This is a genomic window from Bacillus sp. D386 (genome assembly GCF_006346415.1).
This window is the reverse complement of the sequence record NZ_VEMV01000004.1, coordinates 307,744-321,260: the sequence shown is the minus strand read 5'-3', so window position 1 is coordinate 321,260 and position 13,517 is coordinate 307,744. Positions and strand designations below refer to the sequence as shown.

The 13,517-nt window shown below is 37.8% G+C and carries 7 protein-coding genes; 1 reads left to right on the top strand and 6 read right to left on the bottom strand.

What is annotated here, in order from left to right; genetic code table 11:
- The first annotated feature begins 504 nt into the window (after positions 1 to 504).
- Positions 505 to 3,591 (top strand): S8 family serine peptidase, encoded by a 3,087-nt coding sequence (locus FHY45_RS13530; RefSeq protein WP_139892164.1) that lies wholly within the window; start codon positions 505 to 507, stop codon positions 3,589 to 3,591.
- A gap of 269 nt (positions 3,592 to 3,860) precedes the next feature.
- Here the strand turns inward: FHY45_RS13530 and rfbD are convergent, their stop codons facing one another.
- The 6 genes from rfbD to FHY45_RS13500 all read right to left on the bottom strand — a co-directional run bounded on the left by rfbD (position 3,861) and on the right by FHY45_RS13500 (position 13,499).
- The gene (gene rfbD / locus FHY45_RS13525; protein WP_139892163.1) at positions 3,861 to 4,706 is read right to left on the bottom strand and encodes a dTDP-4-dehydrorhamnose reductase; all 846 of its coding nucleotides are present in this window, start codon (positions 4,704 to 4,706) and stop codon (positions 3,861 to 3,863) included.
- A 1-nt stretch (position 4,707) separates the two neighbouring features.
- The gene (gene rfbB / locus FHY45_RS13520) at positions 4,708 to 5,694 is read right to left on the bottom strand and encodes a dTDP-glucose 4,6-dehydratase (RefSeq protein ID WP_139892162.1); all 987 of its coding nucleotides are present in this window, start codon (positions 5,692 to 5,694) and stop codon (positions 4,708 to 4,710) included.
- A complete protein-coding gene (gene rfbC, locus FHY45_RS13515) occupies positions 5,694 to 6,254 on the bottom strand; it encodes a dTDP-4-dehydrorhamnose 3,5-epimerase (RefSeq protein WP_139892161.1) in 561 nt (186 codons plus the stop codon). Before rfbC ends, rfbB begins: the two co-directional genes overlap by 1 nt.
- Positions 6,251 to 7,150 carry a glucose-1-phosphate thymidylyltransferase RfbA gene (gene rfbA / locus FHY45_RS13510; RefSeq protein ID WP_139892160.1) on the bottom strand — a complete coding sequence of 300 codons (900 nt, stop codon included), beginning with the start codon at positions 7,148 to 7,150 and terminating at the stop codon, positions 6,251 to 6,253. The genes rfbC and rfbA overlap by 4 nt, the downstream gene beginning before the upstream one ends.
- Positions 7,151 to 7,869: 719 nt before the next feature.
- Positions 7,870 to 10,518, bottom strand: a complete 2,649-nt coding sequence (locus FHY45_RS13505; RefSeq protein WP_139892159.1) for an SH3 domain-containing protein — start codon at positions 10,516 to 10,518, stop codon at positions 7,870 to 7,872.
- 302 nt (positions 10,519 to 10,820) lie between these two features.
- A complete protein-coding gene (locus FHY45_RS13500) occupies positions 10,821 to 13,499 on the bottom strand; it encodes an SH3 domain-containing protein (protein WP_139892158.1) in 2,679 nt (892 codons plus the stop codon).
- Between the last annotated feature and the right edge of the window lie 18 nt (positions 13,500 to 13,517).

The window sequence follows — 13,517 nt, the reverse complement described above, 5'->3', positions numbered from 1 at the left end:
CTAAAATCTTAGGAAAAAAGTTTAGTTTTATCGACAAAATACAACAAGAATTATAGTTGCAATTAGGTAAAATGAATCAATACGATATTGGACAAAGAAGGGGTTATTTATGAAAAGAGTATACCAGGTTCTATTCAGCCTCACGGTACTCGTTGTCTGTCTATTTGGCAACCTCCTTATCGGCAGAGGCACACGTGAAAAAAATATCCACTCCTGTATACGCCATGAAATAATTTTCAATTCTATTAAAATTTAGGCCAACTTCCCCGCTAACTTTAACCATAGCAACCTAATGCAAAATAACTAAGCCAAAATACAACCCACACTTTTTATTAACTCGACAATTAGCCACTAAAAACAATTTTTATAGAAAAGAATCCATATTAAAGTCTATTAAAAAGATCCAAAGTATAACTATTAAAATAGTTAAATATTACCATATTTATCCGATATAATAAATAGGGGATTATTGTAATTAATGCATTTAAACTAGGGGGATATTGAATGAGGAATTCATTAATTAAAGGAATTAGTGCCTTTATTGTATTTTTGTTTTGTTTCATGGTTTCCACTGCCAATGTAAACGCTGCGGAAACATTACAAAAACAGAACAATGCTCAAAAAGGCGGTATAAAATTATTCAGTACTGCGGATGAGAAAGAATACACAGAGCAAGAGTTGATTGTTAAGTTTAAATCTGTCCTTTCTAAGGGTCAGCGAAAGCAAATCATCAACAGCATTAAAGGTAGTGAGCTATCCTTTTCTGAAACAGGAAATTATTCTTTAGTCTCTGTAGTAAAAAATACTGACCTATCTTCTATTGCCAAAAGGCTCTCTAAGCACAAATCCGTTCAATTGGTTGAACCAAATATATTATACAAAACGGCTTATACCCCAAAAGATAAACATTATAAAAAACAATGGCATTTACCAAAAATCAATATGCCAAAAGCATGGGATAAATCAAAAGGATCCTCTTCGATCATAGTTGCTGTTATCGATAATGGAATGCAGACAAATCATCCAGATTTAAAAGGGAAAATTACTAAGCAAAAAAATATTGTACGCAACAACTCGACGATAACATCGGCAGCTCATGGTACCCATGTAGCTGGTATCATTGCAGCTACTCAGAACACAATCGGTATATCAGGTGTAGCTCCAAAGGTTAAAATCATGCCTGTTCAAGTTTTCAATGGGCAATATGCAGACGCTTATAGTATTGGTGATGGAATTATATATGCAGTCAATAATGGTGCAAGAGTATTGAATTTAAGCTTTGGAAGTTATTCTTACAGTTCATATGTAGACAGTGCAGTGGCATATGCGCATTCGAAGGGCGCTATTATTATTGCAGCTGCAGGTAATGACAGCACCTCCTACACTTCTTATCCAGCTGCTTTAAATCATGTGTTGGCAGTTAGTTCCACTAATAAGAAAGACAGCGATTCATACTTTTCTAATTTTGGAAACTACATAAATTATTCAGCTCCTGGTGAAGATATCTATTCTACCGTCAACGGCAGTTCTTATGAATATATGGATGGAACATCAATGGCGGCTCCTTTAGTAAGTGGAGTAGCTGCTCTAATGCTTTCTAAAAATCCTTGGTTATCACCAGACCAAATAGAAATTATTATGAATAAATCTGTCAAAGACCTCGGGAAAAAAGGCTGGGATTCTTTATATGGATATGGTCGAATTGATGCGAGCAAAGCAATGTCAAATACACCTGGGCAGTTATCAACGATAACCGCGAGTACAAAATTCACTGCTACAGGGAAAAATAAACATAACATCTCTGTAAGCGCATATGGCTCGTCAAAACTATCAATCTATGTAAAGGATTCCAAAGGAAAATTGGTTAGAAGTTTAGTCTCCAATAAACCGTGGAGTTGGGGGAAAATTTCCACATCATGGGACGGAAAGACAGGATCATATAGCTACGCCAAATCAGGAAAATATACGCTTGTTGCAAGAATGACTAGAGGCAGCAAAAACATTTATAAAACCAAAACTGTGACAGTTAAGGATAATGTAGCCCCAACAGTCACCAGTAAAGCTGCCAATTTTTCACACAAGGTCACTACATCAATAAAAGTTCCTTATGTACTTAACAAAGATTCAAAAGTAACTGTTAAAGTTTTGGATAGTACGGGGAAAACAGTTGGAACAATTATGAAGAGCAAGACCATCAAAGGTGGCAAACAATCAATTACTTGGAACGGGAAAAACTCCAGTAACAAGCTAGTGAAGGATGGCAGTTATAAACTGTCATTCGAAACCATCTCTCTAACGAAGGTCAAAGGAAAAACAGTTAAATCAAGTATCACTGTGGATACGACTATAAATGGCTCTCTAAATAATATAGCTACCCCATTTAAAGCAACAGAGAAGAATAAACAGAATGCAACCTTTAAATCCAAAGAAAAACTATATATGACTGTTTCTGTTTTGAATAGCAAGGGTTCGAAAGTAAAAACACTGGTTACTAACAAATTGTATGATCCTTCATCCATACAACATAGTTGGAATGGAACAGACAGTAAGAATAAATTTGTTACAGAAGGAATTTATGTTTTTCAGTATGAGTTAAAAGATCTCATCGGTAATAAAAAAACGATTAAGAGTAAAACTTTCAACCTCGAAGATCATCGTGCTAATTTTGTAAGTGGCAAAGGAACAAAGAATATCACCGGTAATACGGACGTTGCTATTCCATATACACTCATTAAAGCTTCCAGTGTGTCTATCAATGTTTATAAAGGCTCGACACTTGTAAAAACAATCCTAAAAGATGAGGACCAGAAGGCTGGCAGCTATGATTTCTCTTGGAATGGAACCAATTCTAATGGTGAGTATATTGGAGATGGAGTTTATACCTACAGAATCAACGCATCAGACAAGTATAAAAATAACGCAACTTACAGTGCAAATCTTAATGTGGATCGCCAAGTTATTAAAGTTGAGTATCCGAAGCACGTACAAAATAAATCTAAAGAGTATTATGAAACAGATATTGAGGTCTTCTATAAACTCTCTGATCCTGCTACCGTCACGGTTGAAATTTATGACGGAGATGATTCTCTAGTTAAGACTATCAGTAAAAATGTAAAACAAGAGGCGGGAATTCAGAATTTCACGTGGGATGGAGTAAGTGACGATGGCAACGATTATTGGTATTACGAACCTCTCAATTACGTTATTAAAGCCAAAACAGAGATGGGCAGAGAAACAAAAGTAACCGGCTCTATCTTAAGCAATTATTATGAGGAATATCCAGAGTGGATTCAAAGTCATTCCGTAGATACACATAATACGGGCATCGATATAGTAACAAACTTATCAAAAGATACAGAGATGCAATTAACTGTCTATGATTATAATCATTATAACTCCGGCAATCTTAGTAGCTATTATGATCAGCAAACATATACATTCAAAACAGGGCAAAACACCTTGAATTATCTTATACCTGACAATCTCTTTGTTGATAATAGTTACATCGATTTAATGTATGTACTATCCTTTAAGGATGAACTGGGGAATAAATACGAGTACGCCTATAACGATTGGTACTATAACTATTAATTTATAGGATCTTAAATTAGCTGTCTAAGATAACGCATCTTAGCCGTTACTCTAAGTATAACGATTATCTGGCCTGCCCGTGTTATCAACACTCTCATTTTATAGCTGATTTAAAAATAGACATAAACGCCCAGAAAGATGGTTTATGTCTGAATGCTTGGTCACCAATAGATAAAGCTTGAGTAAATAAATCACCAGAACTAAAAAAGCTGCGTACTATCCGTTTTTTAGGATAATCGCAGCTTTTTAGTTTGTCATGATCAGATCGGTCAATGGACTCTTTGCTTCATAAAGCGCTCTAGTGCATGCTTCCAGGTTGGTATGATAAAACCTGTATCCTTTACTTTATCCAAGGACAGGACAGAATGCTTTGGCCTTGCAGCCTTTTGCGGCAATTCAGCAGATGTCCCAGGCAAAACCTCTACCCGTTTACCTTTTAATATTTCTTTAGCAAACTCAAACCATGTCGCCACTCCATCATTCGAAAAATGATAGACACCTGCCCCGACTTCATGATTCACAATATAAACCATGAATGCCGCTAAATCATGCGCATAGGTCGGCCTTCCATATTGGTCTTTGACCACCTTAATCGTATCCATTTTCTTAGCTAAATCCAACATGGTATAAACAAAATTACGGCCATGTTCTCCAAATATCCAAGAAGTACGAATGATATAGGCAGAAGGACTGTATTTTAAAATTTCCTCTTCACCTGCAAGTTTAGCCGCACCATATTGATTAATAGGATTTGTTTGATCTGACGGTAAATAGGCCGCCTCTTTTGTTCCATCGAATATATAATCTGTACTTATATAAATAACTCGAGCCCCAGTCTCCGCTGCCGCTTTACTAATATAAGCAGATCCATCTCTATTAATTCTCCAATTCGCTTCCCTGCCTTCTTCCTCCGCAGCTTCAACATCCGTATAAGCTGCACAATGCAAAACCCAGTCCGGGTGAATGGAAGATATGGTCTCGGAAACTTCCTGTTCATTAGATATATCCAACTCTTCCTTAATAAAGGGGAATACCGTGTGTATCCCATCCTCCTTTAGCAGGGTAACAACTTCAGTCCCGAGTTGGCCATTCGCTCCCGTTACTAGTATCTTCATCTTATTTACCCAGTTTGGCGCGTTCCTTTAATGGACGCCACCATTCCTCATGATTTACATACCAATCAATTGTTTCCACAATCCCCGTATCAAAGGTAAACTTTGGCTTCCAGCCCAGCTCAGTTTCTAGCTTTGTGGGATCAATCGCATAACGGAGATCATGCCCGAGCCGATCCTCTACATAGTGAATCCTATCACTTGAGAGACCGAGATGCTCTACAATTTTTTGAACGATTTCATTGTTGGTCCGCTCATTATGACCGCCAACATTATACACTTCTCCACTTTTTCCCTTATGGAGCACTAAATCTATCGCGGCACAATGATCGGTAACATGCAGCCAATCGCGGATATTCTCTCCATTTCCGTAAATCGGTAACATGTCCCCATCTATTCCATTCGTTATCATCAATGGAATTAATTTTTCAGGAAAATGATAAGGCCCATAATTATTTGAGCAGCGTGTGATAGTAACCGACAAGCCATAGGTCTCATGATAAGCACGGACGAGCATATCTGCTCCTGCTTTACTTGCTGAATATGGGCTGTTCGGTGCTAACGGTGTCTCTTCTGTAAAATAACCTGTTTCCCCCAGCGATCCATAGACCTCATCCGTCGATACCTGTAAAAACCTTTGTATATGACATTCCTTCGCTGCATCCAATAAAGCCAATGTTCCCTGAATATTCGTTTCAATGAATATTCCTGGATTCAAAATACTGCGATCCACATGTGACTCAGCCGCAAAATTAACAATTGCCTGGATATCATATTGTTCGATTAAGCTCTTGATTAGCTCACGGTCCGTGATATTCCCTTGGACAAAATAGTGATTTTGATTCTCCATCACATCATCCAAGTTATGTATATTACCCGCATAAGTTAGTAAATCCAAATTAATAACTCGATAATCAGGATAGGTAGTTAATAGATGACGGACAAAATTACTTCCAATAAAGCCCGCTCCTCCTGTAACCAAAATGTTCATCAGGCATCCTCCCAAACAAAATTATAATCAGCTCCATGAAGCATCGAATGTTTTTGGTCCTTATCAGATAAAATCGGAACCGAAACTGGCCATTTAATAGCTAGCTCCTCATCATTCCAGGCAATTCCCCGGTCATGTTCAGGTGAATATAATTCATCCACCTTATAAAGTACATTTACATTTTCCGTAATGGTACAAAATCCATGTGCAAACCCCTTTGGAACGAGTAATTGGCGCTTATTAAATTCACTGAGGATAAATCCTTCCCATTGCCCGAAAGTTGGCGATCCTTTTCGTATGTCTACCACTACATCATAGATTGCTCCTGTTACCACACGTACTAATTTGGTTTGGCCCTTAGGTTCCAATTGGTAATGCATCCCTCTCAATACGCCGGCTTCCTTTGAAAGGGAATGATTATCCTGAACAAACCGATCAAGAATGCCATGTTCATGAAATAGCTTTTCATTATAGCTTTCCGTAAAGAAACCACGATGGTCACCATAAACGGCAGGTTCGATTAATTTAACACCCTTCAACCGGCTTTCAATAACATTCATAATTCCACCTCTTCTTTAGGCGCCATTTGATCTTGCTCGATCATCCTCATTAAATACTGTCCATACTCATTTTTCGAAAGTGGTTCAGCCAATTGTCTGACCTGCTCAGCATCAATATAGCCCATCCGATAGGCGATTTCCTCTAGGCAGGCAATCTTAAGCCGCTGTCTTTTTTCCACTGTTTCTATGAATGTGGAAGCTTCGAGCAGGCTCTCATGCGTACCTGTATCCAACCAGGCAAAACCGCGTCCCATGATTTCTACGGTCAACTCGCCATTTTCAAGGTAGATACTGTTTAAATCTGTAATTTCCAATTCTCCTCTGGCAGATGGCTCAATTCTTTTCGCATATTCTACCACTCTATTATCATAAAAGTAGACACCTGTCACAGCATAATTGCTCTTCGGGTTCTTCGGTTTTTCTTCTATGGATATAGCCTTCATCTTATTATCAAACTCTACTACACCAAAGCGTTCTGGGTCATGTACATGATAGCCAAATACAGTAGCTCCATATTCCTTCGATGCCGCTTTTTGTACCATTTTGGATAATCCCTGTCCATAAAATAGATTGTCCCCTAAAATGAGCGCAACAGTATCTTCGCCAATGAAGCTTTCACCGATAATAAAAGCCTGTGCTAGCCCTTCCGGGTTTTCTTGTACAGCATAGGAAAGGCTTATGCCAATATTGGAACCATCTCCTAACAGTTGTGCGTAACGTGATGTATCTTCTGGAGTTGAAATGATTAAGATTTCCTTTATACCTGCCAGCATCAATATGGATAAAGGATAATAAATCATCGGTTTATCGTAAACCGGCAGCATTTGTTTAGAAATAGCACTGGTTAATGGATATAGTCGGGTACCGCTTCCGCCCGCCAATATAATTCCCTTCATTTCCATCCTCCTTAATAGTCAACATCACTCACTTGAACAAATTCTGTATTCATACTCCGTCCGTATCCAACGGGCGCAGTTCATACCAACCATTTACACTGGGATAGATTGTTAACTCTACTCCACTTTCTATATAGTGATGAACGACAATAGAATTCACAGAAGGCCGTGCATATTGTAAACATCGCTTTTATTTGTCCTGGCTTTCATCATCCCAACCCCTCCACCATTCTATTCATAACTGTAGACGGCAGTTTTACATTGAGGGATATATTGTCAAATTTTTCTGTAAAATAAGAGCGCACGGTATAGCTTAAGTGAAACGATCCTACTTTATTGCTTCGATTAATTCCATTTAAATGCCTGGCCGCATTATAAATGGGTATAGCTGCAGTAAGGTATTACCCATTCAGGTACCTTTCCCACCTGCCAGAATCTCTGCATAAATCACTTGTTTACCCCCATTTCAAACTAGAATACTTACTAAATCCATAAGACTAGATTATTAACATTTAATTCCTTAAATAGAAATAATATCATTTAACAAAATCATACAAAAATTAAGAAAATATATCTACCTATTTTTACTGGGGAAGTCTGAACGATCCTAATTTGATAGAGCTTGTGCCTAGTTTAAAGTGATTTGATGGTCAAAAAATGCATAATCCCCCTGATGTAAACAAAAAAAGTTGTCAGAATTCCGACAACTTTTGAAGATATTACTTATTTAATTCCATCGTTAGATAAGCAGAAGAAACCCAGCCTTGTGTTCCATTTGATAATTTAACTTTATACCAAGATCCACTTTTAATAGGGTTTTTACTTGAATCCACCACAAGCTCGACATATTGATGATTTGGCAATGATCCCAATATAGCGCCCACAGTACTCGCTGTTGCCCGTACATTCAGGGTACTCGAACCACTGACACTCACCCGAGCTAAGTTTTTAACAGTCATATACTGATTATATTTGCTTAAGCTGACCGTATTTGTATAATATTTCTTGCCTTTATAATTGACTGTCAACCAGTAATCATTCCATTTTTCCAATAGATTAAAGGTTTCACCCTTTCCAATTGTTGCTGCCACAGTCGCAGAGCTGCTTGTCTCATTTCTTAGACTTATAGAAGAATTGGCAACAGCAATTGTACCTGTCGGAAATACATCCTTGCCAATTGGATAGCTTGGCTTGGCTGGTACTGTCGTATTTGCACTTTGGCTGACTGCCCCTTCCTTACTGTAAGCTAAAATCTCGGACATATGGTTGGCAATCTTACTTCCCCAATTGGAATCACTGGCATAGTAAAAGTTCATTCCTTTACTTAAATCTGCACTCCGATTTCCATTGGCATCCTTAATGATATATCCAAGTGTCGCCCCCTGATACTTCCAGTTAGATGGATTTAAATAAGTCGCCTTCATTTCCTGTGCAATAAAGAGAATATTCTCATCAATGGAGGAAAATTTTACAGAGCCTACAAATGGTGCTAGATCATAGGATCCAAAACCAAATAAATTGTTTTTCCCCAAAGAAATCGTCGATTTTCCAAAATCACTTTCATGAATCGCATGTGCTGCTAAATACAAGGCATTTAGGCCATATTTATTGGCGGCAGTGATAAACACCGAGCCTTTGTTATAGAGGACACTATTACTCGATGTTGCATTCTTCGCAATATAAGTATTAATTTGTGCAGCTGTAACAGAGGACTTCGTACGCAAATCCATATGTATAAAGGAATTCTTATTCGCTTCATAAGAGTTCATTTTATCGTAGTTCGCTTTTGTAATTAAGTAATCTCCTGATACATAGCCTGTTACTCCATCATACGTTACCCGATACCATCCCTCACTGGTTTTATAGGTTGATTTTACTTGTGTGTATTTAGGGATTAAACCGATTTTAGTAGACGATGTCGTATCGGAGGCACGAATATTCAAATCAGCAATCGGCAAATAGGTTGTTTCAGTAATAGTAGAACCGCTCGGAGTGTTGCTTGAGGTACTACTATATGCAACCAAATAAGTGCCGCTAACCCAACCAGTTTGACCATTATAGCTCACTTTATACCAATCTCCTGATTTTGCTGTGGCCGTCACGATTGTATTTACAGGAATAGTGTCCAATTTATCTCCGGAAGTGGACGCTGTCTTTCGTAAATTCAGATTGGCCGTCGTCTTATACTTTGTAGCTGTAATTGACGTGTCTGTTGATGATACCGTTTTCGAGAATTTAGCTATGTTGATATAACCCGTTTTTCCTCTATACGTTGTTTTATACCAATCCCCAATTCTATAAGTGGTTGTTATTTTGACTCCCTTAGGGATAGCAATCAATGTTCCATGTTTCTCCCCAGCAAAGGAATATAAATACGTCGCTTCTTTTGCCGTATAGGAAGTACTAGTAACCTTAGCTGCAGACACCTTACTTACAGACCCGGATTTAATGAAATAATTCTTCCCTTTATAGGAAACTCGATACCAGGTTTCTCCTATACTATTAACTACCTTTTGAGTAGATGTAAATATATTATTCTTTGGTATAGAATAGACCGCAGCTTTTTTTGTATTGGCAGCGCTATACAAGGAGCTTGTCGCATTCGTCTTATAGTAAGTGGTACTTGTAGTCGTAGTTTGATTGTATTCTTTTATATACGAACTGCTTACCCAGCCAGTTTTACCACTATAAGAAACCATATACCATGAGCCTGATTTTGCTGTAGCCGTGATCATTTTATTCTTTGGTATAGTAAGGAGTCGAGTGCCACTTGTTGATGCTTTTGACCTCATGTTTAAATTTGCTGTCGTTTTAAATTTAGTCGACTTAATCGAAACAGTGGCAGAGAAACTCGTTTTTTTAGTGACCTTGATATATTTTGAGCTTACATAACCTGTTTTTGTTCCATATTTCACTTTATACCAGTTGCCGCTTTTTGAAAGATACGAAACTGTTTTTCCTTTTGGTATAGTCGTAATGATGGCCGCACTGGTTGAAGCTGATTTGCGTAAATTCAGATTAGCTGTCGTTGTGTATACTGATGTACTCGTTGGCAAAACGGCTTTTAAATAGCTAGAACTGACATAACCCGTTTTTGTTCCATATTTCACTTTATACCAGCTGCCGCTTTTTGATAAGTATGTAACTTGTTTTCCTTTTGGAATCGTTGTAATAATTGATGCAGTCTTACTTGCAGACTTTCGCAAGTTCAAATTAGCTGTTGTCTTATAATATGTCTCCGCAGCTGCTTCTACTTTTAATTCCCAAAAACTATCCTTCAATCCAATTTCAGGCCCAAAAATCAAGCCTGTAGATAGAAGAACGGATGTTGCCATAACTCTAATTGGTTGTTTATACCTTTTATTCATTGAACTCTCCCTTTTTAGTAAATAAGACGCACCGTACTAAACTATTATTTAGATATACATTATATTCTCTTATAAGCATATATTCCCCCCATTAATAGAATTACGAATAATAGCGCGTTTTTCTAAGGGTAAGCACTGAATTAATTCATTCATTAATCAATTTTCTTGTAAAAATGCTTACTTTTCACACTACCATTTCATTCTCTTCCCATAATAGTTTCAATCTTATTCGTGCCCACTTTCTTAATGATGACCAACAAAAAGAGGCTGTTGACATGATCAACAGCCTCTCTTTCTTAAACCTATTTATTTAACTCCCTTACTAAATAACTACCCGATACCCAGCCAACTTTTCCATTTGATAGCTTAACCTTATACCAACCGCCATTAGTGATTGGACTTTTACTTGAATCCACCACAAGCTCGACATATTGATTGTTCGACAAAGATCCCACTTTAGCAGCTTCCGTACTAGCGGATGCGCGTACATTCAATGTACTCATACCACCAACATTTACACGGGCTAAATTTTTAACAGTCATATAATTATTATATGTGCTTAAGCTAACCGTATTTGTATAATATGTTTTGCCCTTATAACTAACTTTCAGCCAGTAATCATTCCATTTTTCGAGTAGGTTAAAGGTTTCACCCTTCTTAATTGTTGCGGCTACAGTCGCTGAGCTGCTTTTTGAGTTTCTTAGACTAATAGATGAATTGGCAACTGCATTCGTACCTGTTGGGAATACATCTTTCCCGCTTGGATAGCTTGGTTTGGCTGGTATCGTCGTATTTGGACGTTGACTGACAGCTCCTTCCTTGCCATAAGCCAATATATTCGACATATGGGTGGCAATCCTTTTTCCCCAATCAGAATCACTCGCGTAGTAAAAGTTCATTCCTTTACTTAAATCAGTGATTCGATTTCCATTCGCATCCTTAATTGTATAACCTAGCGTTGCACCCTTGTACTTCCAGTTAGATGGATTTAAATAGGTTGCTTTCATTTCCTGTGCAATAAAGGCAATATTCTCTTCAATAGAAGCAAATTTGACGGAGCCCACAAACGGCGTACTATCGTAGGACCCAAAACCAAACAAGTTATTTTTTGCTAACGCAATTGTAGATTTTCCATAATTACTTTCATGAATGGCATGTGCTGCTAAATAAAGGGCATTCACTCCATATTTATTGGCTGCTGTAATAAATGCAGATCCTTTATTATAGAGAACACTATTAGTCGATGTTGCATGCTTTGCAATATAGGCATTAATTTGCGCAGCCGTTACAGAGGATTTTGTACGTAAATCCATATGTATATAGGAATTCTTATTATTTTCATAAGAGTTCATTTTATCGTAATTCGCTTTTGTAATTAAGTAATCTCCTGAGACGTAGCCTGTTACTCCACCATATGTTACCCGATACCAGCCCTTGCTAGTTTTATAGGTAGATTTCACTTGAGTATATTTAGGGATTGAACCTACTTTAGCCGATGATGTCGAATCGGAGGCACGAATATTCAACTTAGCAATTGGCAAGTATATGTTTTCCGTAACACTAGAACCGCTCGAGTTGCTGCCCGTATTGTTGCTTGAACTATTATACGCAGCCAAATACGTACCGCTGACCCAGCCGGTTTTACCATTGTAGCTCACTTTATACCAATCTCCCGATTTTGCAGTAGCTGTGACAATCGTATTTTTAGCTATTGTGTCTAATTTCTCTCCGGAAGTAGATGCTGTCTTTCTTAAATTCAGATTGGCGGTAGTCTTAAACATTGTATCTGTAATAGACGCGCTTGATGAAGTTACCGCTTTTGAGAATTTAGCCATATTGATATATCCTGTTTTTCCACCATACGTTGTTTTATACCAATCTCCAATACGATAACTGGTTATTATTTTGGCTACCTTTGGAATAGAAACCAAAGTCCCGTGTTTTTCCCCAGCAAATGAATATAAGTAAGTATTTTGGTTTGCCGTATAGGAGGTACTTGTAACATTTGCTGCAGATACCTTACTTACTGATCCAGCTTTAATATAATAATTTTTCCCTTTAAAAGAAACTCGATACCAGGTTTCTCCTATACTATTGACGATCTTTTGGGTAGAAGAAAATATATTATTCTTAGGAATCGAATAAACAGCTGCTTTATTTGTATTGGCAGCACTATACAGGGAGCTTGTCGCATTCGTCTTATAGTAAGCAATACTTGTCGTTGTAGTTTGATTGTACTCCTTTATATACGAGCCGCTGACCCAACCGGTCTGGCCACTATAAGAGACCTTATACCACGAGCTCGATTTTGCGGTGGCTGTAATAACTTTATTCTTTGGTATAGTTAAGAGCCGACTGCTGCTCGTTGTGGCTTTAGACCTCATGTTTAAATAGGATGTTGTTTTATATTTAGTCGACTTAATCGTTGTTGACGCAGACGTAGATTCACTTGTTTTGTTCGTAACCTTTATATAGCTCGAACTGACATAACCGGTTTTTGTTCCATATTTCACCTTATACCAACTGCCGCTCTTCGATAGATACGAGACTGTTTTCCCCTTTGGGATGGTCGTTAAGATTACCGAACGGGTTGAAGCTGTTTTGCGTAAATTCAAATTGGCCGTCGTTGTATATACGGATGTACTTGTTGCCGGAGCAGTCGAACTCGGTACAATCTTCAGATAGTTGGAGTTGACATAACCTGTCTTCGATCCATATTTCACCTTATACCAACTTCCATTTTTAGATATATAGGTGACTTGCTTTCCTTTGGGAATGGTTATGATAATTTGGCCCTTAATACTGGCTGTTTTTCTCATATTTAGATTGGCTGTTGTTTTATAATATGATTCAGCAGCTTGAGCCACTTGCATTCCCAGAAAACTTTCTGTCGGTTCAAGACTGCTCCCCAAAACTAGACCCGTAGATAGAAGAACGGATGTTGCCATAACCTTAAGTGGTTGATTATACCTGTTATTCATTGCAATAAAATCTCCCTC

Excerpts from the sequence above, each read along its gene's own strand:
- FHY45_RS13530 (WP_139892164.1), top strand. The coding sequence starts at position 505 with ATGAGGAATTCATTAATTAAAGGAATTAGTGCCTTTATTGTATTTTTG.
- rfbB (WP_139892162.1), bottom strand. The coding sequence starts at position 5,694 with ATGAACATTTTGGTTACAGGAGGAGCGGGCTTTATTGGAAGTAATTTT.
- FHY45_RS13500 (WP_139892158.1), bottom strand. The coding sequence starts at position 13,499 with ATGAATAACAGGTATAATCAACCACTTAAGGTTATGGCAACATCCGTT.
- FHY45_RS13505 (WP_139892159.1), bottom strand. The coding sequence starts at position 10,518 with ATGAATAAAAGGTATAAACAACCAATTAGAGTTATGGCAACATCCGTT.
- rfbC (WP_139892161.1), bottom strand. The coding sequence starts at position 6,254 with ATGAATGTTATTGAAAGCCGGTTGAAGGGTGTTAAATTAATCGAACCT.
- rfbD (WP_139892163.1), bottom strand. The coding sequence starts at position 4,706 with ATGAAGATACTAGTAACGGGAGCGAATGGCCAACTCGGGACTGAAGTT.
- rfbA (WP_139892160.1), bottom strand. The coding sequence starts at position 7,150 with ATGAAGGGAATTATATTGGCGGGCGGAAGCGGTACCCGACTATATCCA.